Annotated in this window: 23 protein-coding genes; 8 read left to right on the forward strand and 15 right to left on the reverse strand. The window is 36.3% G+C overall.

Translation table 11 applies throughout. The features are described 5' to 3' along the window. Window positions 1-8 precede the first annotated feature (8 nt). From LUA86_RS14570 to LUA86_RS14630, 13 genes are all read right to left on the reverse strand, one after another. Window positions 9-3140, reverse strand: a complete 3132-nt coding sequence (locus LUA86_RS14570) for a SusC/RagA family TonB-linked outer membrane protein (RefSeq protein ID WP_231463989.1) — start codon at window positions 3138-3140, stop codon at window positions 9-11. Between the two features lie 312 nt (window positions 3141-3452). Beyond that, on the reverse strand, window positions 3453-5876 hold the full coding sequence (locus LUA86_RS14575; RefSeq protein WP_231463991.1) for a TonB-dependent receptor domain-containing protein: 2424 nt from the start codon (window positions 5874-5876) through the stop codon (window positions 3453-3455). Between the two features lie 310 nt (window positions 5877-6186). Further along, window positions 6187-7425 (reverse strand): cyclopropane-fatty-acyl-phospholipid synthase family protein, encoded by a 1239-nt coding sequence (locus tag LUA86_RS14580; protein WP_231463993.1) that lies wholly within the window; start codon window positions 7423-7425, stop codon window positions 6187-6189. 19 nt (window positions 7426-7444) lie between these two features. Further along, window positions 7445-8248: a DUF1365 domain-containing protein gene (locus tag LUA86_RS14585; protein ID WP_255713478.1), complete on the reverse strand. Its 804-nt coding sequence runs from the start codon at window positions 8246-8248 to the stop codon at window positions 7445-7447. Between the two features lie 297 nt (window positions 8249-8545). Beyond that, window positions 8546-9829, reverse strand: a complete 1284-nt coding sequence (locus LUA86_RS14590; RefSeq protein WP_231463995.1) for an NAD(P)/FAD-dependent oxidoreductase — start codon at window positions 9827-9829, stop codon at window positions 8546-8548. Between the two features lie 39 nt (window positions 9830-9868). Next, window positions 9869-10921 carry a cyclopropane-fatty-acyl-phospholipid synthase family protein gene (locus tag LUA86_RS14595; RefSeq protein WP_231463997.1) on the reverse strand — a complete coding sequence of 351 codons (1053 nt, stop codon included), beginning with the start codon at window positions 10919-10921 and terminating at the stop codon, window positions 9869-9871. Between the two features lie 111 nt (window positions 10922-11032). Beyond that, window positions 11033-11836: a DUF1295 domain-containing protein gene (locus LUA86_RS14600; RefSeq protein WP_231463999.1), complete on the reverse strand. Its 804-nt coding sequence runs from the start codon at window positions 11834-11836 to the stop codon at window positions 11033-11035. 88 nt (window positions 11837-11924) lie between these two features. Continuing rightward, window positions 11925-12254: a DUF1475 family protein gene (locus LUA86_RS14605; protein ID WP_231464002.1), complete on the reverse strand. Its 330-nt coding sequence runs from the start codon at window positions 12252-12254 to the stop codon at window positions 11925-11927. Between the two features lie 486 nt (window positions 12255-12740). Then, complete coding sequence (locus tag LUA86_RS14610; RefSeq protein ID WP_231464005.1) at window positions 12741-13469, reverse strand: acyl-CoA desaturase; 729 nt, start codon at window positions 13467-13469, stop codon at window positions 12741-12743. Between the two features lie 115 nt (window positions 13470-13584). After that, a complete protein-coding gene (locus tag LUA86_RS14615) occupies window positions 13585-14082 on the reverse strand; it encodes a phosphoheptose isomerase (RefSeq protein ID WP_231464007.1) in 498 nt (165 codons plus the stop codon). Between the two features lie 74 nt (window positions 14083-14156). Beyond that, window positions 14157-14711: a hypothetical protein gene (locus tag LUA86_RS14620; protein ID WP_231464009.1), complete on the reverse strand. Its 555-nt coding sequence runs from the start codon at window positions 14709-14711 to the stop codon at window positions 14157-14159. Window positions 14712-14815: 104 nt separating this feature from the next. Beyond that, the gene (locus LUA86_RS14625) at window positions 14816-15049 is read right to left on the reverse strand and encodes a hypothetical protein (RefSeq protein ID WP_231464011.1); all 234 of its coding nucleotides are present in this window, start codon (window positions 15047-15049) and stop codon (window positions 14816-14818) included. A 227-nt stretch (window positions 15050-15276) separates the two neighbouring features. Further along, window positions 15277-15519: a hypothetical protein gene (locus tag LUA86_RS14630; protein WP_231464013.1), complete on the reverse strand. Its 243-nt coding sequence runs from the start codon at window positions 15517-15519 to the stop codon at window positions 15277-15279. A gap of 247 nt (window positions 15520-15766) precedes the next feature. Between LUA86_RS14630 and LUA86_RS14635 the strand changes: the two genes are divergently transcribed. Beyond that, window positions 15767-17035 carry an ectonucleotide pyrophosphatase/phosphodiesterase gene (locus tag LUA86_RS14635; RefSeq protein ID WP_231464015.1) on the forward strand — a complete coding sequence of 423 codons (1269 nt, stop codon included), beginning with the start codon at window positions 15767-15769 and terminating at the stop codon, window positions 17033-17035. An 89-nt stretch (window positions 17036-17124) separates the two neighbouring features. Here the strand turns inward: LUA86_RS14635 and LUA86_RS14640 are convergent, their stop codons facing one another. Further along, a complete protein-coding gene (locus LUA86_RS14640; protein ID WP_231464017.1) occupies window positions 17125-17499 on the reverse strand; it encodes a hypothetical protein in 375 nt (124 codons plus the stop codon). A 146-nt stretch (window positions 17500-17645) separates the two neighbouring features. Between LUA86_RS14640 and LUA86_RS14645 the strand changes: the two genes are divergently transcribed. From LUA86_RS14645 to LUA86_RS14675, 7 genes are read left to right on the forward strand one after another with little or no spacing between them, the layout of a single operon-like run. Next, window positions 17646-18026: a transmembrane 220 family protein gene (locus LUA86_RS14645; protein ID WP_231464018.1), complete on the forward strand. Its 381-nt coding sequence runs from the start codon at window positions 17646-17648 to the stop codon at window positions 18024-18026. A gap of 9 nt (window positions 18027-18035) precedes the next feature. Next, a complete protein-coding gene (locus LUA86_RS14650; protein WP_231464020.1) occupies window positions 18036-18860 on the forward strand; it encodes an EboA domain-containing protein in 825 nt (274 codons plus the stop codon). A gap of 31 nt (window positions 18861-18891) precedes the next feature. Continuing rightward, window positions 18892-19878 (forward strand): TatD family hydrolase, encoded by a 987-nt coding sequence (locus tag LUA86_RS14655; RefSeq protein ID WP_231464022.1) that lies wholly within the window; start codon window positions 18892-18894, stop codon window positions 19876-19878. Between the two features lie 4 nt (window positions 19879-19882). Beyond that, complete coding sequence (gene eboC / locus LUA86_RS14660) at window positions 19883-20764, forward strand: UbiA-like protein EboC (RefSeq protein ID WP_231464024.1); 882 nt, start codon at window positions 19883-19885, stop codon at window positions 20762-20764. A 27-nt stretch (window positions 20765-20791) separates the two neighbouring features. Then, window positions 20792-21958 (forward strand): 3-dehydroquinate synthase, encoded by a 1167-nt coding sequence (locus LUA86_RS14665; protein ID WP_231464026.1) that lies wholly within the window; start codon window positions 20792-20794, stop codon window positions 21956-21958. A gap of 2 nt (window positions 21959-21960) precedes the next feature. Continuing rightward, window positions 21961-23151 (forward strand): metabolite traffic protein EboE, encoded by a 1191-nt coding sequence (gene eboE / locus LUA86_RS14670; protein ID WP_231464028.1) that lies wholly within the window; start codon window positions 21961-21963, stop codon window positions 23149-23151. After that, on the forward strand, window positions 23144-24493 hold the full coding sequence (locus LUA86_RS14675; protein WP_231464030.1) for an alkaline phosphatase family protein: 1350 nt from the start codon (window positions 23144-23146) through the stop codon (window positions 24491-24493). Before eboE ends, LUA86_RS14675 begins: the two co-directional genes overlap by 8 nt. Before the next feature lie 31 nt (window positions 24494-24524). On the opposite strand, the gene LUA86_RS14680 is transcribed toward LUA86_RS14675, so the two are convergent. Beyond that, the gene (locus LUA86_RS14680) at window positions 24525-25652 is read right to left on the reverse strand and encodes a hypothetical protein (RefSeq protein WP_231464032.1); all 1128 of its coding nucleotides are present in this window, start codon (window positions 25650-25652) and stop codon (window positions 24525-24527) included. Window positions 25653-25667 lie beyond the last annotated feature (15 nt).

The following is a 25667-nucleotide window of genomic DNA, read 5'->3' on the forward strand; positions in this document are numbered from 1 at the left end:
TTATCAAATTAAAAACCAACGTTTAGTGAAAACATAACTGTACGGGCAGTTGGATAAGTGAATCCGGCAGAACCATCATTATTACTTCCTGCATCATAAGAACTTGATTCTGGATCTACACCGTAGTATTTAGTCCATAACCAAAGGTTATTACCCGTTACCGAAACGGATGCATTACGGATTGCTTTTTTAGGCAACCAGCTTGTAGGCAATGCATAAGTTAAACTTGCAGAACGAAGACGAACCCAAGATGCATCGGTTACGAATGGTTCGGATACGTTTCTATAGAATCTGCGGTAATAACCCTCGCCATAATCTACACCATCAGGACCAAAACGCTGACCCATATAAACAGGTTTAGTATTTGGTTGTCCATTCGCTAAAACACCTTCAAAAATTCTTGTTGTTCTTCTGTCGGCAGTATAATCAGGTAAACCAAAAGCAGAATAAAAATCTTCAAGCCAGTTGTATTTTTCAAACCCTAATCGAGCATCAAACAAAACATTTAAGCTAAATCTTTTATAAGTGAAATTATTACCCATACCAATTACATAGTCTGGCTGAGAGTTTCCAAGTATTCTTTGTGTACCGCCAGAAATGATTGGGAAACCATCTGCACCGATAAGGAGCGGTAAATTTTTATCTAAGAAGTTTCCATCCTGAGGTTGGCCACCAGAATATCTATTGAAATAAGAGCCGTAGATATTACCAAATGATTCGCCTTGTACAAGTTTCATGGTTACACCTGCATTTCCGTATCCTCTTGCTGAACCATAAATGATTTCAGTAGGTAAATACAAAATTTTATTGCGGTTTGCAGATACGTTTAAATTAACACCCCACTTAAAGTTCTGACCATCAACAGGCTTACCGTTTATTACTAGCTCAACACCACGATTACGAATGTTGCCTGCATTAATTGATGTTGTAACGTAACCAGTTGCTGATGTGATTTGAGCTCTTACGATTTGATCTTTACTTAATGAATAATAGTAACTGAAATCAAAACCTAAGCGACCTTTAAAAAACGACATTTCTAAACCACCTTCATAAGTATTGGTAAACTCCGGACGAAGATTTGGGTTTCCTAAATTGGATGCTAATGTTAATCCTGTTGAGCCTGTTGGCAAACCAGTGTAAGTTGCAAAACCTGATGATGTACCCGCATAAATTGGCGCATCTTTACCTAACTTCGCGTAAGACAATCTTAATTTTGCCTGACTGATTGAAGCTGGTAATTTAAAATGATCTGAAAATACATAACTTAAACTCGCCGAAGGATAGAAAAATGACCTATTCTCTTTTGACAAGGTTGAAGTGATATCATTTCTTCCGGTTACGGTTAAGAACAAATAATTTTTATAATCGAAAGTTGCCTCACCAAAGTAGCCTATCAATCTTTTTTGTTCAAAGCCTTGAGAAACGCTAATTATTTTTGCATTTGCAAGATTATAAAAATTATAAATACTTAATTGACTGCCCAACGTACCGATGTTCTTGATTTTAGAATCGTACATCTCCTGTCCTAACCTTAAGGTACCCGTAATATCGCTAGTTAATTTTGATGTTAACGTTGCGATAAATGTTCCGTTCAAAGTTCTGGATTTTGCATTGTATTCACCGTAAAAACCTTGGTCGTTATCATAAACCTGCTCGCCAGCAATACCCATCGGGCCCGGTGCAGTTCTAACTCTGTTATCATTATAGGTATCTAAACCAAAACGATATGATAAGTTTAACCATTTTACAGGCTCGTAGCTTAATGAAGCACCAGCAATAAAACGGTTTACATCACCTTTGAGCTGATTGGTTGCTGTACCCCAGATTGGGTTATTTGTACCTATGTATTTTTGAGTACCATTTTCATTAATGTAATCTGCAACATCATAACGTGGCGACCAATAAGCCAAACCTTCACCAAACCTATCAGCACTGTAAGTATAACCGCCAGCGTTGCTGAAGTTCATATTTACCGCAGCTTTAAATTTTGGGCTGATGGTAAAATCTGTATTTAATCTTCCAGATAGATTTTTATAATCGGTGTTTGGCATCATACCTTTTTGATATAACTGAGAAACAGAAGAGAAAAACCGAACGGCTTCGCTACCACCTGCAACTGATACCGAGTTTTTAACTTGCTGACCAGTTCCAAATGCTCTATCATAGTTATCATATAGTTGATCAGGATGTGTTGGATCTATCAGTTTTGCCTCAGCTATTGTTGGTCCCCATGCCGGTCCAATACCACTTGGAGGATTTGCATAAACACCTAAAACACCTTGAGTATATTCTTTTTGAACCGCTGGTTTCTTTAACACTTCATCAAAACCATAGCTACTGTTTAGATTGATGCTTATACCGCCCGCCTTTCCTTTTTTAGTTGTGATTACAACCACACCATTTGCCCCTCTTAAACCATATAGAGCCGTAGCAGCACCACCTTTTAAGATATTAATGGTTTCTATATCATCTGGATTAATATCTGAAGCACGATTACTTACACCTCTGGCACCATAAGCTGTACCTCCGGGATTTGCACCTAAAGTAGATGTAGTATTATCAATTTGAACTCCATCAATTACGTAAAGCGGATCACTTGGCGTATTTGGATCGATTGAATTTACACCCCTGATTCTAATATTTGCACCCTGACCAGGACCACCACCCATACTGGAAATGGTTGTACCCGCAACTTTACCTTGTAAAGCATTAATTAAATTAGGCTGACGGTTAAAGTTTAATTCTTCTGATCTTACGGTTTGCGCCGCATAACCTAAAGATTTTGCTTGTCTGGTAATACCCAAACCTGTTGATACAGTAACTTCTTGTAGCTCTTGCGCATCAGCAACTAAAGAAACATCAACTGAAGTTCGATTTCCAACGCTAATTTCGCGAGTGGTATATCCAATCGCATTAATAACAAGAACTGCGTTTGTTTGTGGTACTTGTAAAGTAAAACTTCCATTTCCTGCCGTTGAAGTTCCTGTAGAAGTTCCTTTAACTTTTACGCTCGCACCGGGTAAGGGTTGACCATCGTCTGATGAGGTTACTTTTCCGGTAATGGTTTTTACCTGAGCCGTTGTAGAAAGGCCTGCAAAAAGTACACACAGAAAAAATAGTGAGGTAAAGATTTTTCTCATATCTCTGTTGTTTAGGTTAATTTTTGTTTAGTTACATGCAATATATGTTTTTTAGAAACATAATCACACAATTAAATCTAATAAATACTGCAAATTCTCGCAAGTTTTACTCAATAATTTAGCCCAAACCAGCAACAGCATGAGCATAAAGCAACAAAACAACGCAAAAACAACTCAATCCAAAAAAATCAGCTGCTTTGTAATTTTTTTGGTGGTGTAATTAATACACTTAGCGGCATTTGATTTTATATTTCACAAAAAAAGCCCTTCTAAAATTAGAAAGGCTTGTGATAATATTAATTTGGGTTTAAATTATTGTTGCACACCACCCATGCCACCTTGTTGCTGGTCTTGTTTGGTATCATCATTTTTAATTTTTTTCTTCTCAGTAAATTTAAGCTTACCAAAAGAATAACTAAAATTAACACCAAAAGAACGTAGCGGATAGTATATATTTTGACTTTGGAAAACGGTACCAGTTGCGGTAACTGAATTATTAACCGTTTCTATATGCAAATCGCGGGTAAATGGATTTAAGGTATTAATACCAATGCTTCCTTTTTTCTTAAGGATTTCCTTTTTCATTGAGGCCCCATAAAACACCATTGAAGCAGTTTTACCTTGATAAGTTCTTCTTGGCGAGTTAACCACACCAAATAACTCAAAGTTGTAACCTTTACCAAAACCATAAGCAGATCTTGCAAATATGTTATAATTTAAGAAAGTACCCGTGCTCACATTGGTAAGTGCATTGCTTACTTCGTATGTATTTAAACCAACATTCGACATTAAAGTCCATTTAGGTTTAGGATTGTATGATGCAAAAACGTTAGCGCCGTAAGTTTGCGCAGTACCAACGTTAATGTATGATGTATAAGTTTTATTTACACCGTTTTCAGAGATTGGTGAAATTGAACTCTCGATTACACCACCTGTACGACGATAGAAAATTGATGCATTAATAATCGAGCCTTTAATGTAAGTGCTGTAACCCAATTCAAAATTATCGCTCAACTCGGGGTTTAACTGAGGATTACCCTGCATAATGTTAAACTGATCACTTTCATTACGGAAAGGGTTTAAGTAAGACTGACCTGGCCTTTGTAAACGACGGTTATAGCTTAATTTTAATGTAGTGCTGCCTTTTAAGGTTTGTGATATAATGGCACTTGGAAATAAATTCAGGTAATCGTTTTTCTGTAATCCACTATTCTGTGTATTGAAATCGATTTGAGTGTATTCACCTCTTAAACCACCTTTAAATTTTAATTTTTTTGTAAGGTCGAAACTAATTACACCATATAATGATGCAACATCCTGATTGTATTCGAAATCTTGTGCTGCGTTATCAAACTGACTTTTAATATCACGTAAGATGGCTTTAGCGCCAATTTCTAAAATAGTAGCTTTGCTTATCGGATAAGTGTAATCGGTTTGGAAAGTATATTCGTTATTCTTTCCTGTGTTGTTACTGATGGTTTGAAATCCGTTAGGGAAAGTTGCAGAAGTTAAAATATTACTGAAACTTGTAGGCGTTCTGCCTTTTGATAACTGCGCTGAAACCGAAAATTCCTCACCTTCTTTTTTGCTGGTTTTTCTATAATCAACATTCCAATCTAAGTTTCTGAAGCTCATGTCCATATCGCTAACATTTGTTGCTGGCAAACCATTAATGATGTAGTTCGATTCTCCTGGACCACCGTTAGAAAAGCTATTCATTTTAACAGTAGTACTTAAATTATTGTAAGCATTAAAATCGTAATCTAAACCAAAACTACCATTATAACCCTGGCGACTCCATTTAGAAAAACCATCCTGAGACACACTATTTAAGCTTCCGTTGTTTAATGTGGTTTGATTTAAAATAACTACTCTTGATTTTTGAGCATAAGCTAAGTTAGTACCCAAGTTTGTATTAACACTTAAACGACCGGTTTTAGCAGTTAAATTAAATGAGCCGTTATTTTGACGAGTGCCCACAGATGCATTTACCGAACCACTTACACCTTGAGCATTTGATTTTTTTGTGATGATGTTGATTATACCACCAGAACCTTCTGCATCGTATTTTGCTGACGGACTGGTAATTACCTCAACAGTTTTAATTTGTTCAGCAGGAATCATTTTTAATGCATCAGCAACGCTGCTTGCCATTGTACCTGATGGCTTTCCGTTAATTAAAACACGCACTGCACCACCACGTAGTTGAACGTTTCCATTCATATCAACAGAAAGCATTGGCACTTTCCGCATTACATCAGTTGCATCGCCACCGGCGTTAGTTCCATCCGCTTCTGCGTTATAAACCATTCTATCAATTTTATTTTCGATAACCGCCTTGGTGCCAACAACCTGCACATCGGCTAAGTTATTTTCCGTTGAAGAAATGACAACATTACCAAGATTAGCATCGGGTTTTGATGGCGTTGTGGTTACCAAAACAGATTTAGTTTTGTAGCCCATAAAGCCTATCATTAATTTATATGCATCTGGTGCAATGCCTTGAATTGTTAGTTTCCCCTTCTCATCAGTAACACCACCATTAACAGATTTTGAAGTTTTTATAGATATTAAAGAAATAGTAGCGTAATCGATTGGCTTTTTAGTTAGCGAATCGATAACTGTAACAGATACCCGGCCGGTTACTGATGGTTTTGCCGGACCACCCATGCCAAACTGGGCATTCGCATTAAAAAATAAACCGAGGATGAAGGTTAATAGTAGAATTCGTTTCATGTATAATAATAGTATTTGGTAATTAGTCTGCGCAAATTGCGTTTTGTTACAATACATTAAAATACTTTTAACGCGACTAATAAAAATTAGTCGGCAAAGGTGGGGTTTTTCTCGGTAAAAAAAATGAATAATTTAAAATGTTTTATAGATTATATAAAAAGCGTGAAAGTAAAAAATGGATAGCAAACTAATCGTTCATTATCCACTTAATATTTTTTCTGATCATTAAACACCTCATCCACCCAAACATCTTCCATTTTACATCATCACACCTTCCATTTAACATCATTACCTTTTACATCATCAAATCCTACCTAGAGGTATTATTTGGTCTGGAATAAACCAGCTGCATTACATTAATATTTCGCATGGCGAAAGCAGCTTCACAATAATTTAAATAATAGTTCCACTTACGAATAAAGGTATCATCAAAACCCAACGCCCTAACTTTATCTGCACTTTTATTAAATTCTATAAACCAAAGGTGAAGTGTTTTGGCATAATCTAAGCCTATATCTTTCAAATCAACCATGGTTAAATCGCCAGTATTATTAATTGCGTTGTTTATGGCAGCTACTGAAGGTAACAACGAACCTGGGAAAATATGTTTTTGAATCCAATCGACTCCATTACGCAATTGCTTATAACGACTATCAGGAGAAGTAATTACCTGAAATGCGAAAATCCCATCGGGTTTTAACAGCGATTGACATTTTTCGAAATAGGTTTCTAAATATTGATGACCAACTGCTTCTAACATTTCTATAGAAACTATTTTATCAAATGTTCCTTCGATGTTCCTGTAATCCTGAATAATGATTGAAACTTTATCCTCTAAACCTTCTGATTTAACTCTTTCTACAGCGAATTTTTGCTGCTCTTTGGAAATGGTTACAGAAGTTACTTTACAACCATAGTTTTTTGCAAGAAAAATTGCATTGCCGCCCCAACCGCTACCAATTTCTAAAACATGATCTGATGCTTTAACCTTTAATTGTTTGGCCAATCTATCATATTTTGCATATTGAGATGCTTCTAAACTTAAATCTTCGGGCATAAAATAGCCGCTGGAGTAAGTCATGGTTTTATCCAAAAAAGTAGCAAAGAAATCATTATTCAAATCGTAATGCGCTGAGATATTTTTTTGAGAACCTGCTAAAGTATTCGCTCTGCGTAAATGTGTAAGCTTGTTAACAACCCTAAAAAGATTTAAGGCTAATGATTTAACTTTACTTCCGGTAACCGATGGAGCATTTTCGATGTTTAAAAGCACCCACTTAATTACGTTTGTAATGTTCGATGTATCCCATAAGCCCAGCGTGTAACCCTCGCCAAAACCAATATCGCCATAAAGTGCAATCGATTTAAAAAAATCGGGATGGTTGACCTGAATATTAGCTTCGATATTGTTTACGCCATCACCATAAACTAAAACCTCGCCATTTGGCAAAGTAAGTTCAAGCTTACCCAAAGTCATTTTTGATAGCGCATTAAGCACTATTTTATCAAAAAATCCATTTGATGTTTTGGTTGCGGCAAAGGTGTTCATAATTAAGGAGAGGTTTGTTTTATGGCTTATAGGGTTTATATACGTTACGTTGCAGCTCAGGGTTTTCGGCTTTAGGATGAAAAGGTATTTTTTTTAACCAAAGTTTAAACGCCTGCCAGTGTATCATTCCCATTATTTGCAAAGGGATTAGTGGTATAGATAAAAAACTTTTGAGCAAATTACGATTAGATAATGCTTGCTTTTTTCCCATTAATGTGCTTATAAAAAAACGATTGCCGTTTTTATCAATATCGTCTATTTTAATTTCCAACTTATCATTGGGTATTTTTAAACTGAAATCAAAGGTATCATCATGATCAATAAATGGCGAAACATAAAAATATTTAGTTGCAATTTTTTTAAAGACATCCCCTTGCAAATCCTCTTTACCAAAGAAAAAAAGTTTCATTTCCCGATAGGTATTACTAATCTCAGCTACACAACATACTGGATTTTCTGCTTCATCGAAACAAAAATAAAAAGAAACCGGATTAAAATTATAGCCTAAAACATTAAGGTTTGTTAGCAACTTGATTTTTAAATTTTTCCTGTCTATTCCATTTTCCATTAAGTAATCCTCTAAATGTTCGCGGTTACTTTTAGTTTTATCGGGATTATCTTTAGGAAGTTGTAGGTGTTCAGCATCTCTAAAAGAAAATAAATTGAATTTATTTCTGCTAAACCACCTAAGTTTTTTTGATAAAGTATCGATTTCATCTAAATCAATATAGAACATATATACGTTGTACCAAAACGAGTGCTTTTTTGGCGCAAAGCGATGGTGCATAACCTTTGCGGTGTATATAGATGATTTAAAAGACATTTATAATTACAATTTACAAAATTTATTTAACCGTTGGCCAAGTGCACCCGACATTGTCCAAGTAGTTTGTCATTCTGAGTGCAGCGAAGAATCTTTAACCTATATATACCAACATACACATCTCATTGATATGTATGTATTATTCGCAGCATTTCATCAATTACATATTGTTCACATCGATAATGATGTTTTTTCCGTCATTGCGAAATCGATTTTTCATCGATTGAAGCAATCTAAAAGTTGATATTAATCTGATAAAAAGATTGCTTCGTACCTCGCAATGACGATTTATGACATCTAAAGTTCCTTAGTCAAATCAACCGCACTTTTATAAGCATCTTCATGAAAACCATATTTGAAATAACTGCCGCAATAGTAAATCGGACCGCTTTCGTTAAGTTTATGCAACTCAGCTTGCGCTTGCATTGCAGGTACATCAAATAACGGGTGATGATAATCAATTTGTTTTACAATTTTTGCGGGATTTAAAGATGCCGATGGATTTATAGATACAAAGTAATTCGTTTTTTTAGAAACACCTTGTAAATTATTCATCCAATAAATTGTACTTGGCAACAATTTATCACCATGCTTTTCTACACGATAATTCCAACTGCTCCAGGCTAATTTTGCTCCAGGCATTTGCTGCTCATCGGTATGCACAACGGCTTTGTTTAACTGGTACTTAAATTTCGAAAGCAATTCAGCTTCTAACGGAGTTTTGTCTTTTACAATTTCAAAGGTCTGGTCGGCATGGCAAGCCATAATTACTTTATCAAATTCAAATTTTTCACCTCTTGAATTTTCTACCTCCACTTTACCGTCTTCTAATCGCCTAACAGCAACAATCTTATTTCTGATTTTAATTCTGTCGCGAAATGGAGCAATCAATTTCTCCCGGTAGGCCTGACTACCATTTTGCAACGTATACCATTGATGCTGAGTATCTAAGCCCAAAAAACCATGGTTTTTAAAGAAACGAATCAACGTTACCGCCGGAAAATCTAAAATCTGCTCCATCGGTGCACTCCAAACCGCAGCACTCATCGGGATAAGATACTGCCAAAGCATATCATCACTATAACCAAATTCTTTAAAAAATTTGCCAATCGAATAATCCTGATATTCTGGTTTATCTAAAATCTCTATACTTTGTTTGTTAAAGCGATTAATCTGCATCAACATTTTTAAATATGAAATATTAAAGATGTTTTTCCGCTGTACGAATAAATGATTTAAACTTGAACCGCTATATTCTAACTTTTTTGGTAAAAACTGTACACTGAAAGACATGTCGGTTTTAATAACTGGCGCATTAATTTCCGCAAACATTTCAGTCAAATTTGGGTAGGTTTCATAATTAAAAACCATAAAGCCGGTATCCAAATAAATTGGTTTTCCATCTTCTTCAAGTGTAATCGTATTTGTATGACCACCAATATAATCTGCTTCTTCAAAAATGGTAATATCATATTTATGTTGCAATTTATGAGCGCAACCCATTCCTGCTATTCCGGAGCCAATTATGGCAAGCTTAGCACCTCCCGACCTCTCCAGAGGAGAGGAGTTTGTATATTCCATATAAATTTTGATTCGCTATTTAAAAATTAATTTTTGCGCTTATGCTCCTTCAATCCGGGGATGCCGGGCGGGGCTAAATAAATAATGACAAACCATCCATTCGTTGCCTTTATTATAATTAAACAATTCGGCACAACTCATGTAAAATAAACGCCAGTAAACCCACCATTTTACAGACTGCTCTTTACCGTAAGTCTGTTCGAAAATTGGCATAATTTCTTTTTTATGTTTATCCATATTGCTTAACCAGGCCTCAGATGTTTTGCCATAGTTAGTACCGTTTACAACCCAGTGTTTATCAATTTTTAAATCATCGTTAAAATAAAAAAACAGATGGTTTGAAGGCATAATTCCGCCGGTAAAGAAATATTTACTCATCCAGTCGGTTTCATCAATTACTTCAAATTTGTAGGCTAAAGTTTTATGGGTAAAAATATGTACAAATAACTTTCCATCAGCTTTTAAGAAACCTGCAACCTTATTCATCAAAAATTTATAGTTACGCATGTGCTCAAACATCTCAACAGAAACTATTCTATCAAATTTATCGGCGATGGTAAACGTATTCATATCGGCTGTTAAAACCGTCAGGTTTTGAATGCCTCTTTCTTCTGCCGTTTTATCAATAAAAATTTTTTGCGTAGCCGAATTTGATACTACTGTAAATGTACTGTTCGGAAATTTTGCCGCCATGTACAAAGAAAGCGAACCCCAACCACAGCCCAATTCCAACACATTTTGTCCGTTTTGTAAATCTGCCCGTTTACAGGTTAAGGCCAACATATCATCTTCAGATGTATCAATATCTTTTACACCCGGTTTCCAGTAACCGCTGCTGTATTTAAGATTTTTACCCAGGCAATATTGGAAAAATTCTGTTGGCAATTCATAATGTTGCTCGTTAGCTTCGCTAGTATTTACGGCAATTGGCGATTGCTTTAATTCATCAACCAGGTCCATAAATTTTTCTTGCTGCAACTCCTCATCACCCAAAGTTTCGTCATCCAAACGTTGCTTGCAAAGTTTTCTAATGCCCATACGCAAAGCCGTATCAGGAAGTTTATCGTTTTCTAAAAGTTTATCGTACCACATGGTTATGGAAAATGTAAGATGGTTAATGTATAGTGGAAAATGTTAATATACGATGTAAATTGGATACAGGATTTAAGAGCGGTATTGCCCATCGTCCATTTAGCCAGCGGCCTAATCCTTTCTTTTCCCCCACGGAAAAAAGGCGCTTGTTGTTTGTTGGTATTTTTTATAGGCAGCAGGCTTGCTCCTCAAATTTTGTTCTTCATTATTTGGAACCCCGGTAACATACATCAATAAATAAAAAATAATTGCCGGACTTATTATTGCAAGAAAGCCCCATGGCGATGCGATTGCAAAAACGAAATACGCTATCCAGGTTAGCCATTCAAAAAAATAATTTGGATGCCTGCTGTAATTCCACAAACCGGTATCGCAAACTTTTCCTTTATTATTAGGATCTTTTTTAAATGCGGCAAGCTGTTTATCTGCAATCATTTCTCCAAAAAAAGCGATAATCCAAATGCCTAGGCCAATAAATTCCCAAACGGCAATCTGTTTTGAAGGATTGGCTGTAATTATAAAAAACGGAATAGCTAAAAGCACATTTGAAATGGCCTGAAACTGAAAAAACACAAAGAAATTCCTTTCGGCTTTATCGCCCCATTCTTTTCTTAACTGTTGATATCGGCCTTCTTCTTCACTAATATGACCAATTACACGCTGCCATAAATGTAAACCCAGGCGTAATTCGGCCAAAAGAAACATGCCGCAAATTAAAATTTTTCTGGTTTCAAATCCTTCAGATAAAAAGAAAGTGATAATAGTGATAACGGGAAAATTGAGCGCCCAAAAAACATCAACCACACCCGCATTTTTTATTTTTTTTGCCCAAAGCCAAACCAAAAACATAATGGTACAACAGGCAATTAATGAAATTAGCGCAATAAAAAGTAGATCTCGTACTTGAAAAGGCATAAGGTTTAAGGTAAAAGGTTTAAGGCAAAAAGCCAATTCGCATAACTGAAACCCCTAGCAAGATACCCAATACCACTAAGCTCAAACCCTAAGCCTTACTAAGTAATTCATTTACACCTTCGCCATCTTTGAGTTGAAATAATTTAACTAAAATATAGCCTAAAGTGCCAATACTACCTAAACATACGAATAAAATTACGATAGAGATTTTAAGAATAATGCTTTTTTCTTTATAAAACATCCACAAAGTAATGATGAAAATATTGGCATAAAAGTCCCATAGTGTAGCTCGCATCCACGGTATGCTGCCCAGAAAATTCCATTCATCAAACAAATTGCTTTCAAGAGAAGTTGCAATAACTTTGTAGCACATAAAAACGAAAAGTGCCGAAAAAATAATTTTTAGAAAGTTTATCATAGTGGAACGATTTATAATGAGTTGAAAAGCAAGGTTCGGTTTTTATCGGTTACGAAAGTCCCGCCATCCGCTTTACTTCGTTACACTCGTGCTCGCTACTGTCGGGTTTAATATACGAAAAACAATGCAAGGAAAATTAAAACCACGCATGGAGTTCAATTAAAAATCCGATTAGCTATCATTATTATTTATGAGCATACACCTAACAATGAGCATTTTATTTGCAGTTTTAATTTCTACCTCACAAAGCCACAGCAATATTTCTCCGTTCTACTTTTAACCGGCCTAACAAATTTTTGGGGATGCAATGTCAAAGCCGAAGTAGAAACTTCAAAACAAAAATTTTCAGCCGGCAATTTTGTTTCTTTTGTTGTCAAAAGAAAAAAGCCTGTCTGGCCAAGACAAGCAACCCCCCCCGCCCTCCGGGCACCCCACTAAAAGAGGGGAATGCAAATTGCAGAAACTAAATTCTACAAATAATTCTAACTAAACCTTTCTAATCTTAATAATTTTCATCCAGTGCAAAACCTTCATAACCGGGTAAGTTGGGTCAAACTCCCACCATTTAGTCGCAAAATTCGGACTATTAGGTTTTTTATGGTGATTATTTTGAAACAATTCGCCCATTAAAAGGAAATCCCATGGTAAAGAATTTTTACTATGATCTTCGTTATCATGATTAGAATAGCCGTATTTATGTCCGCACCAGTTTACAATTGCACCATGTAATGGTCCCATTAAAAAATGGATAGGTAGTAAAAGAAACATCCACCAGTAATTTGCAAACATAACGTAAAAACCAATGTAAAATAAAACGCAACCAATTCTCCAAAACCACGAATCACCAATTCTATCAATTAAAGGCCATTCAGGATAATTGCCTTGAAATGCAGGTTCTGGCTGTATTTTGAAATGCAAATAATTCATATACATATTCTTAGTTGCAATCATCATCCCGAAAACATCTTTAAAAAAGTGTGGTGAATGAGGATCTTTCTCCGTATCGCTATAGGCATGATGCATACGGTGCAAAATTGCGTAAGCTCTGGGATTTAAGAAAGATGAACCCTGAGAAATTAACAAAATCAAGTAGAAAAACTTTTCCCAGAAAGGCTCCATCTTAAACATTTTATGCGATGAATAACGATGAAGGAAAAATGTTTGGCTAAAGAGAGATAAAAACCAATGGCAAAGAAAAAATATTAGAATAATCATTTATTGTGTGTATGCTATACAAACGAAATTTTAGTGAATTTAGTTTCTACAACGTTTAATCTTGTGTTCTAAAATAAAAAAAATCCTGCTCAAATTTCAGAGCAGGGCAAAAAAATTATCTACCGAAATCGTCTTGAACCCTTACAATATCACTTTCGTCAGATGGATTTAAAGCATCAGTATGCTGCCAAATTTCTGCAACAACGCCCCAATCATCTAAACCAATTAAACGATGGCGTTCGCCTTGTTGTAATTTAATCTGATCTTTTGGTCCGTAACTTTTAACTTCGCCTTCTTCATCAGTCTGACTGGTTTTAATACCAACAGTTCCTGTAACTACTTGCCAAATCTCAGCTCTGCGGTGGTGATATTGCCAAGATAAACGGGTATTGGGTGCAACAATTAAAATCTTCGGACTTAGCTTACCGCCAATTTTTAAGCTTTCAACATCTAAACCATCAAAATAAGTATCAGCAAATTGTTGTGCTTGTGCTTCATCAATAACAAAAAAACCTCCCCATGGTCGAGTTTCATCGCGGTTTACTACATTAAAACCTTCAATTTTTAAACGTTGTGCTACGTTATCGAATATTTCTTTTTTGTCGTTTTCCATAATTGGCGTAAAAATAGTGCTTTGAAATTAAAAAAGCCCTTTCGGGCTTTATATTTTTTAAGGTTTCAAAATCGTTACTTAATTTCTGTTATTATGATATCCGTAGCCTGGCCAGCACTTTGTATAATTAAAGGGAATGCCGGGTTATTTAAAATCCATAACTCCTGCGAACCTTTCTCATTTACAACGTGGATAACATCAACATCTCTTCCATTTACCTTTATAGCGGCTGTTTCAGGTGTTTTAATTTTAAAATTATTATCGCCGTAGGTAAAGGCTTTTTTATCCATCAGCATTTTAAAAGCATCTTTAGAAATTACAGAAAAGGTTTGATTATCACTTAATTTAGTACTTCCTAAAGCTGGCTGCGTTACCTGCAAGAATTCTGTAGCGCTGTTAAAGGCTTTCTCACTCATTTCGAAAGAACCTTCGCCATAACCATCAACACCCCAACCTATACTGTAAGGTGCTGACGCACTAAGAATTTTTAAAGCTAAGGGAAACTCTTGTCCACCCACTACAGCAGTGGCGTTAATTACCGTTCCGGTTTTTATTTCTGGCACAAACTTTTGTGCATCAGCCACAAAAAAAATGGCCGTAAAAAATAGACATGTTATTAATTTCTTCATTATCATTAAGTTTAATTGAAGATAAGGTTTTTTGTGGTTAAATTATACTGTATAAAAAAAGCCTTCAATTTTTAACTGAAGGCTCTATATAATAGTAGTTTGAATTAATTTTCCGACATGTTTTCTATTACCGTCTCAATAAAAAATGACTTGCCATTATTCCAGGTTTGCGGAGATGACATATCTTCTATAATATGATTAATCATTGAATCTGAAACATTAGCGATACTTTTAAATTCTGTAGCCAAACTGTAAGAATTCATATCGCCATAACCCCTTAGCTGTTTAACTTTTAACAGAAAAGAACTGAGCGCTGATTTTCTACTTAGATTTTCCATACCACAAATTTAAAGTTTTTACTAACTAGTAATACAGTAATTTCACCCTTTTTAAATTATTTGATTGACATTCATCAATATTTTTTGATAGCAACCAAGTACGGCCATTTATACTTACAACGGTATTAAAAATATTACCTGAATTAGCCATGGTTATGGTGTTAGCAAAGTGAACATAAACACTGGAGTTAACTCCAAAATTTTAGAAAAGAGAATGTGAAGGGCAGTTAATTATTTAGAAAATCGCCTACTTTAGCAACCATAGCCTCTAACATATTATATTTTAGGCAAAGCCAGTTTTTCTCTGTTGGTGTTTTTCTTAATAATAATTTAATACCCGGAGATTGTAGTTGTGGAACACTACTTAACATACTTAAAATATCATTAAAACTGTCTGGCTCATAAACTTTTATCATTTCAATTTTCATTACCAGATATTGTAATGTTGCAAGTTTAGTTTGATTCGTCATGACTTGATTTGTAAGGCTTTAACAAATTTATCAACTTACCATAATCAATCATGCCGTAAATTTACCCTTTTTAAAATCGGGAAATTACTACAAGTTTTTATTGATTGTTTTAGCAGAAGAGTCATATAATGATACTTTTAAATAATTTTGTTTACAAAATTTTAATAAGACATTAATTCTTAACGTGATATTTGTGTCAGCTAGGTATATACCACAGACACAAAAGTTAAAAGAAATCGCAATAATTATGAACAAACTGACTTACAGCACTGCATTAATATTAAATATTTTAACGCTGCTGCTTGGCCAGGTTCGGGCACAGAATGAGCGAAGAGAACATATTAATAAAGATAGAGCAAACGCTTTAAAGCAACAAAAGAAGCCTTATGTTATTCTTATTTCTGCAGATGGTTTTCGGTATGACTATGCGTCAAAATATCAAACTAAAAATCTGTTAAGTTTTGGAAAAAGTGGTGTGGTAGCAAAATCATTGATTCCGGGATATCCATCCGTGACCTTTCCAAACCATTATAGTATTGTAACAGGGATGTATCCATCCCATCATGGCTTGGTAAACAATTCCTTTTTGGAAGAAAAAAGTGGAGAGAGATATTCTATGGGAGCATTTTCAAAAGTGCGTCAAGGTAAATGGTATGGCGGAACGCCAATTTGGGTATTGGCAGAGCAACAAAAAATGCTAACTGCAAATATGTTTTGGGTTGGTTCTGAAGCAGAGATTAAAGGAATCCGTCCAACTTATTATTTTAATTACACTGAGAATATTACAGTTAATAACCGGATAGATATCATCAAAAACTGGTTAAGTTTACCAGAAGCTAAACGACCACACTTAATTACTTTCTACATTTCTGAACCCGATCACACTGGCCATATTTATGGCCCTGAGGCGCCAGAAACGATTGAAGCGTTAAAAAAAGTTGACACAGCTATCTATAAACTTACAGAAGCAATTAAGCCTCTGGGTCTTCCTGTAAATTATATTTTTGTTTCAGACCACGGAATGACTGAGGTGGACCGAGAAAACCCAATTAAAACGCCGAATGAGATTGATACTGCGAAATATACTATCGCATCGTCGGGAACCATGATGGTTGTGCATGCGAAAAACAAAGCTGACGTTAGCATTCTATATAATAAATTAAAGATTAAAAACGATGGCTATAAAGTATATTTGAGAGACGAAATGCCAGATTATCTTCATTACAGAAGCACGGATGATTACATGAACAGGATTGGAGATATACTTTTACTTCCAGACTGGCCACGTGTATTTTCCAATCGGAGACCAGGCATCGGGCATCATGGTTTTGATCCAATATTGGTCAGAGATATGCAAGCAACCTTTATAGCATGGGGACCCTCATTTAAAGAAAACAAACAAATTCAATCATTTGAAAACATTCACGTTTACCCTTTACTCACCAGAATTCTGAATCTCATTTATCATGAAAAGATTGATGGAAGAGATGAGGTTTTATCTGGAATTCTAAAGTAGAATAATGGAAATAGATTTGCGCTAAATATCTACTAAATTAAAAAAGCCTGTAAATTTTAATTTTACAGGCTTTTATTTTTAAATCTGCCTTAGCTGTAAACTACTTCGAAACTTCCGTAAATAGCCATTTCAGCACTATGTGAAACCGATAATTTAAGTTTTAGCTTCTCAATTAATTCTTTGGCAAAATTTATATTTCTGTTTAAATCTTTGATGCCCCTAATTTCTATCCCGCGGGAAAGCATTTTAAATTTAGATGGTTCAAATTTTTCAATAAACTTTTTTAAATCAGCGGTTGGTTGTAATTCTTTATTCATAGAGGTTATAATTTCAATGACAACCCTTTGCCCTAGTATTTGTTTTGCTTTTCTTAGATAAGATATAAACAATTTGAGTTTATCAACATAGCAATGCTTTGCATTGTAAAATTTTTTAATACTTAAGCCTGAATAAAATAAATTCACATCATATTTGATTCAAAAATCCATTCCCCTTATCTTAGGCTATTAACCACTAACTTGTGACATACATTTACACGCCTACCTTAAGTTTATTTACTAATATAATACTTATTTTAGCCAGCTAAAACGATTAAGCACCAAATAGAACAATGTTATTACTCATCATCAATATTATTTTTGCTATAGCCTTTACCGGGTTTGCCTATGTTAATCTTAATGATAAAGATTCATGGCTTTGGGTACCGATTTATATGGCTGCAGCTATATGTTGTGGTTTAGCCGCAGCAGGCTATTTCTATCCAAACGTGTATCTGGCCTTAATTACCTTTTACTTAATTTACGCGGTTAAAATTTTCTTCGCGAAAGATGGAGTAAGAGATTGGATTGGCAAATACAATAAACCAAGTTTGGTAGAAAGCATGCAAGCCGATAAACCTTACATAGAGCAAACAAGAGAATTTTTTGGATTGCTTATAATTGCAGGTGCCTTGTTAATAAACTACCTGGTTTCTTCCGGCACTTTTAGTTAAGAATTTGTAATGGCTACGGATAATTATAAAGAAATAAGCAACCTGTTTTTTGATATTTTACAGGATAACCTGGATGAAGCAAGCTTTGCCTGGCTACAACATGCCGGTAAAGCTTCTGAACTAACTAAATTGGGGCAATCTTTCGTCTTGCTTCCCAGAAAGACTGGCAAACTTATAATCAAAATTTCTTCAAACCAGCTGAAAACCATCGAAAAATTGGAGTTAACAACGATAAAAGAATGGACCGTTGACCGCCTGGCCCGGGTTTGGTTATTGCACAGCCAAAGTTATCAGCCAGCAGGCAAGGCTAAAGCGGTAATAGAAAATTTATTTTTATCTGCAGAGGTTAATGAAGCAGTTGCACTCTATTTGGCAATACCTTTTTTATCAGAACCTGAAAGCTGGATTAATCAATGTACCGAGGGAATTAGAAGCAATATCGGTGTTGTTTTGGAGGCGATAATGGAAAATAATCCTTACCCATCAAAATATTTATCTGAAGCTGCCTGGAACCAATTGGTTTTGAAAGCATTTTTCACAGAGAAAAACATAAACAATATCATTGGTCTTGCTGAAAGAGCAAATGCATCTTTAGCGCTAACCCTTAGTGATTATGCACGAGAACGTTACGCCGCCGGACGCAAAGTTAATCCTGCACTTTGGCAACTAACTGCGCCATTTCTGGATGAAAAAATTTTTGAAGCGATGAAAATCGGGCTACAAAAGCAGGATACTGCTGATAAAATGGCAATAACAGAAGCGATAAAATCATCAGATTATAAGCCGGCAAAGCGGTATATGGAAGATTTAGCTTTTTCCGAATCTTCTAAATAAATTGATTTTTAAAATTATTAAAGCATAAGATATGTGTTGCAGCAATTCAATAGCAAGAGATAAGGCCACGATGGGAGAACCGGAAGCTTTCGATATTAGCGTGGTTAAGGGAATGAAATTTTTCGACCCACACGTACACATGACATCCCGCACAACGGATGATTATCAGGCAATGGCTGATGCCGGTGTGGTAGCCCTTGTTGAGCCGGCTTTCTGGCTCGGCCAGCCAAGAACAGGCATTGATAGTTTTCGCGATTATTATAGCAGTTTAGTTGGTTGGGAACGCTTTCGCTCCTCTCAATTCGGTATAAAACATTATTGTACCATTGGACTAAATTCTCGGGAGGCAAATAACGAACGCCTTGCCGAACAGGTGATGGAAATTTTACCCCTTTTTATCTACAAAGAAGGTGTTGTTGGCATTGGGGAAATTGGTTTTGATGATCAAACTGCTGCGGAAGAAAAATACTACCGTTTACAGTTAGAACTCGCAAAAGAATCAGGCTTACCCGTTCAGGTACATACACCACACCGCGATAAGAAAAAAGGTACACAGCGTAGTATGGATATCGCTTTGGAGCATGGCCTTAGCCCTGAGCAGATAATTATCGATCACAATAACGAGGAAACTGTAAAAGAAGTGCTCGAGAGAGGTTTTTATGCAGCTTTTACAATTTATCCTTTTACCAAAATGGGCAATGAGCGAATGGTCGACATCGTTAAACAGTACGGTTCAAGCAAAATTATGGTCAACTCTGCTGCCGATTGGGGCATCAGCGACCCACTGGCTGTGCCTAAAACGGCAGCCTTAATGAAATTAAAAGGCATCAGCAATGAAGATATTGAACTGGTAACTTATCGCAATGCGATAAATGCTTTCGCCCAAAGCGGACAAATTGATGAAGCAGATTTTGCGGGTTCAGTTTCGATAGATCAATCTGGAAAGTTTGAGGGCAATACCATTTTGCGGGGCGGGCAGCAACCAAGAACTGATAAATCTTCTATCATAATCAGCTAAACAGATGAAATTAGTTGCTTACCTGCGTATGATGCGCCCTGCAAATATTGTAACCTCTGTTGCAGATATCCTTGCGGGAATTGCCATTTCCGGAATATTAGTTAATGACGGCACTACGCTATGGATACCAGTCTTAAGCCTTTGTCTGGCTACTGCCTGCCTATACGGAGGCGGTATTGTTTTCAACGACGTTTTTGATGCAAAGCTTGATAAAATTGAGCGACCAGAACGTGCCATTCCGAGCGGAATTGTTAGCATTACCAATGCCAGCATTTTAGGTGCAGTACTCTTACTAATCGGAGTTACGCTTGCATTTTTTACCAATACTATTTCTGGCTATTTTGCTTTAGCAATTAGTGCTTTTGCCTTGCTTTACAATAAAATCGGCAAGCATCATCCTTTCTTTGGCCCCTTAAATATGGGCACCTGCAGAGGATTAAATTTATTGCTTGGTATTAGCATTGTTCCGGCAGCATTGCCTCAATACTACTGGCTGGCTATAATTCCGGTAATTTATATTTTCTCCATAACCATGACCAGCCGTGGCGAAGTTCATGGTGGAAAACGTACAAACCTGCAAATTGCAGCCGTATTATATGCATTAGTTATTTTGGCGATTACTTATATTGCTTTCGCAAACGGACAATTACTGTGGGCTTTACTATTTTTGATTCCGTTTGCCGTGATGATTTTTAATCCCTTAATCAAGGCAATAAAAAATCCCGTTGGAAAAAATATTGGCGGCGCTGTTAAAGCTGGCGTTATCTCTTTGATTTTAATGGACGCCGCATGGGCAGCAACCTTCAATGCATTATTGCTTGCAATCGTGATTGCAGCCTTATTGCCTTTATCTATGTATCTGGCTAAACTTTTTGCCGTTACCTAATTTATTTTATAAGAATATTTCCCTGAGATGGAGCATTTAAAACAATCCTTTACCGTAGAATATCGTTTTAACGTTTTTTTTACCTCTTCCCTGTTTTCTATAGAAAATTTGCTGATAGCCGATTTTCTGGAGGAAATGAATACCTCAGGCGCAGCCAAAAAAATATTTTTTGTGATGGATAGTGGTGTAGCATCTGCACACCCTGAACTTTGCCAGCAAATTAAAGCTTATTTTAAAAAGCATAACCAGGTTGAGCTAGTAGAAAATATACTAATCGTCCCGGGAGGAGAAATTATAAAAAACGAAACCAAGCATTTTGATGCAGTTTTAGATGCAGTTAACAACTACCGGATCGATCGGCATTCTTACATCGCAGCAATTGGTGGCGGGGCGTTGCTAGATATGGTTGGTTATGCCGCAACTGTAGCGCATAGAGGCATTAAGCATATCCGAATTCCAACAACTGTACTTTCGCAAAACGATTCGGGTATAGGCGTAAAAAACGGCATAAATTACTTCAATAAAAAGAATTTCCTTGGCACGTTTTCTCCACCTGTTGCCGTTTTTAATGATGAAAAATTTCTAAGCACATTATCCGATAGAGATTGGCGTTCAGGGATTGCTGAAGCCGTAAAAGTAGCATTAATTAAAGACCTGACATTTTTTGAATGGCTGGAAAACAATGCAAAACAACTGGCCGACAGAAACCTTGAGGTGATGAATTATCAAATCTGGAAGTGTGCGGCTTTACACATGGATCACATCAAAAGCGGCGATCCTTTTGAACGCGGTTCTGCCCGTCCCTTAGATTTTGGACATTGGAGCGCACATAAATTAGAATACTTAACAAACTTTGAAATTAGACATGGCGAAGCAGTAGCGTTGGGTATAGCGCTTGATACCGTTTATTCTAATTTAGCAGGTATGCTCAGCACAGCTGATACAAATCGTGTACTTAATTTGCTAACTGCATTAGGTTTCGAACTTACCCATCCCCTGTTGCAAGTTAATGGTGATGAAAGTTTGCTGTTAAAAGGTCTGGAAGAATTTCGTGAGCATTTAGGTGGCGAACTAACCATAACGCTTTTGAGTAAGCTTGGTGTTGGTATAGAAGTACATGAAATGGATGCAAAATTTTTACAACAGGCTGCATTACAACTTAATAAACTATCAAATCTTGAACCCATTAATTAGGTATGAAGATAAATTCAGCACAGCTAACCTTTTGTACCAATATATACGCAGGTGAAAATTGGGCGGCACATTTTGCCGTTTTAAAAGATAGTTTTCCAAAACTAAAAGAACAACTTTCACCATCAGAACCGATGGGAATTGGTTTACGTTTATCAAACCTGGCCAGTACAGAACTTCTGGAAAATGATAATTTAAGCATTTTTAAAGCCTGGCTGGATGAAGCAGGCGGTTATGTGTTTACGATGAATGGCTTCCCTTATGGCGGCTTTCATAATACGCGGGTAAAGGATCAGGTTCATGCGCCCGATTGGACAAGGCCAGAGCGCTTAAATTATACCACCCATTTATTTAAAATACTTGCCGAATTATTGCCTGATGGAATTGATGGCGGCATTTCAACCTCTCCATTAAGTTATAAACCCTGGTTTAACGAAGCTGAAAAATCTATTGAAGCAACTAATATCGCTACTAAAAATATAATCGAAGTTGCGCATAACCTTAAAGCAATTAAAGAACAAACCGGAAAAATATTACATCTGGATATTGAACCGGAACCAGATGGCTTTTTAGAATCAGGAGAAGAATTTATCCAATGGTATGAAAACGTACTTTTGCCTTCGGCAGATAAAAATTTATCGGTTGAGGATTTAAAAACACACATCACTTTGTGTTATGATGTTTGTCATTTTGCCATTGGTTATGAACCTCATAAAGAAATTATCAAAACGCTGAAAGAAAAAGGCATACAAATTGGAAAAATTCAGATTAGTGCAGCGTTAAAGGCCAAACTTCCGGCAACTGATGAAAGCAGATCTTTAATTAAAGCTGAACTTTCAAGGTTTGATGAGCCAACTTATCTGCATCAGGTTATTGCTAAAAAAGCAGATGGCAGCTTACAACGTTATCCGGATTTAAGTTTAGCACTAAATGATGATGAAAATTGCCTTGCCGAAGAATGGCGTGCTCATTTTCATGTGCCTATTTTTATAGCAGATATGGGCTTTATTCAATCTACGCAAAACGATATAATTGAGGTGCTAAACATATTCAAAAAACACCATTTCACTAATCATCTTGAAGTAGAAACCTACACCTGGGAAGTTTTGCCGGAGAACCTTAAAGCACCATTGAATGAATCTATCATTCGGGAATTAAATTGGGTAAAAAACATTTTAAACCATCCTCATGAATAAAACTGTAGTTATCAATATAGTAGGTTTATCAACATCCGTTATTGGCGAGCATACGCCTTTTCTTAAAGCATACATTGAGCAGAAAAACTTAAGTAATATAGAGCCTTTATTGCCTGCGGTAACCACCAGTGTACAATCAAGCTACTTAACGGGGCAATATCCGGCACAAACCGGTATTGTTGGTAATGGTTGGTATGATGACACAGATAGTGAAGTTAAATTCTGGAAACAATCTAACAAATTAGTTGACGGTGAAAAAATCTGGGATCGGGCTAAAAAAGCAGATCCAAAATTTACCTGTGCAAATATGTTTTGGTGGTATAATATGTATTCTACTGCCGATTTTTCGGTAACACCAAGGCCAAATTACCTGGCTGATGGACGAAAATTACCAGACTGCTATTCGCAACCGGCAGCACTACGCGACCATTTGCAAGAAAAACTAGGTCAATTCCCTTTATTTCAATTCTGGGGGCCAGGCGCAAATATAAAATCAAGCCGTTGGATAGCTGATGCTTCGATGGAAACCGAACGCCTGCATAACCCAACGCTAAGTTTAATTTATTTGCCACACTTAGATTATTGCTTACAAAAATTCGGACCAGACTTAACCAAGATAAGTAAAGAATTAAATGAAATTGATGCTTTAGCGGAGGAACTGGTTAAATTTTATGAAAGCCGCGAAGCTGAAGTAATCATACTTTCTGAATATGGTATTGAAGGTGTTAATAATCCAATCCATTTAAACAGAATGTTACGCAAGGAAGGTTTGATTCAAATCCGTGAGGAAAGAGGTCTTGAACTTTTAGATGCGGGCGCTTCTAAAGCTTTTGCAGTGGCAGATCATCAGATTGCACACATTTACCTAACGGATAAAAGCATTTCAGAAAAAGTAAGAACCTTGCTGAATAACGTTCCGGGTGTCGATTTGGTACTCGATAAAACACAGCAGGCTGAATATAAAATTAACCATGAGCGCTCAGGAGATTTTGTAGTTACTGCAAAAGCCGGCAGTTGGTTTAGCTACTATTTTTGGCTTGATGACCAAAAAGCGCCAGATTACGCCAGATGCGTAGACATTCATAAAAAACCAGGTTACGATCCGGTTGAAATGTTTATGTCGTCAAAACTTAGAGCAGGTTATAAACTCCTGCGGAAAAAAGCAGGATTTAGGTATGTTATGGATGTTATTCCGCTAGATGCAACTTTGGTAAAAGGCTCGCACGGACGTATAGGTGTTTCTGCAGATTTTAAACCGGTGGTAATTACCGGCACGAAAATTAGCGAAACTTTACAACCTACAGATATCTATGAACTTATCTGGAAAACTTTAAATAAATAACAATATTTTGCCTTTTAATGTAATTATTCGCTCAACGCATTTTATTAAAATTCATAACAAAACCTAATTGATAAGTTTGAATTGGGTCATCATAACGAATGTTCAGGTAATCCCTGCCAAAATAATTGTGAAACACAAAACCAAAATCACTGGTTACCCAGGGCATCCAGGTTAAGTAGTTGTGTACACCTAACCTGTATTTACTAGATAGTGGATAAAGAGATAAATCGTTATCAATAATGTATGCGAGTTCACTTCGCCATATCCATTGGGTTCTTGCATTTCTCACGGTTTTTCCTGTAGGGTTTTTAGAGAATTTCTTTTTATCTGTATCTGATAGTTGTGTTAAAACAAATCTCGATCTTCTTGTCCACTGAAGGTTAAGCAAAACCCTATTTAAGCCATAAGCAGATGCAAGTTCATCGCTCAAAGTTAATGGTCCGCCGAGGTCAACTTCACGTTGCAAGCCAAGCCCAGCCGAATAAATATGATTATCACTAGTCTGCTTCATGCCATAAACCATCAGCCTGATGTAGTTGGTACTAAAATCTCCATTTTTATAGTTATTGCGATTTGGAGCTGTTGATTTAAAAAAAGGTAATGCCTGCCCGTTTGAATAATGATGTATTTGCGCCTTTAAGTAAACGGTTGTGGCCTTTGGCGATTCTATTTTGTTTACATCGCTTAACAAATAATCTAATCCTAAACCCACATCATTACTCGTTGGCAATAAGGGACTAGAGCTATCTTTCGTCATGCGAAGCATAAAAGCGGCATCAAAGGTAATTCTGGCACGAGACCAAAACGGGCGACTGTAATATTTACCACGATACATGGTTACTCTGTGAGAAATGTTACCCTCCAGCCAATATCCATTCATGCCTTCACCATCTTGTAAAGCAATTTTGCGGGTAGATAAACTGTTAAACACCGGTGCTGGAGAAAGATATAATATCGGGTCGTGATACCCAAATATCTGTTGCAGATTATTATACGGAATACTACTTATTTCAGCCCTGCGGATGTCATCTTCTACCGAGCTGCTATCTGAAGACGTAGTAATTTGCGGTTTCTGCTGTGGAATTTGAGCGAATGAATTTTGCGAACACAAGAAAGCTATGGATAATAGCATTACTGTTTCTAAAGATACCTTTTTCATGAGCATGCATTTATA

Source organism: Pedobacter sp. Leaf132, assembly GCF_920984695.1.
Taxonomy (GTDB): Bacteria; Bacteroidota; Bacteroidia; order Sphingobacteriales; family Sphingobacteriaceae; genus Pedobacter.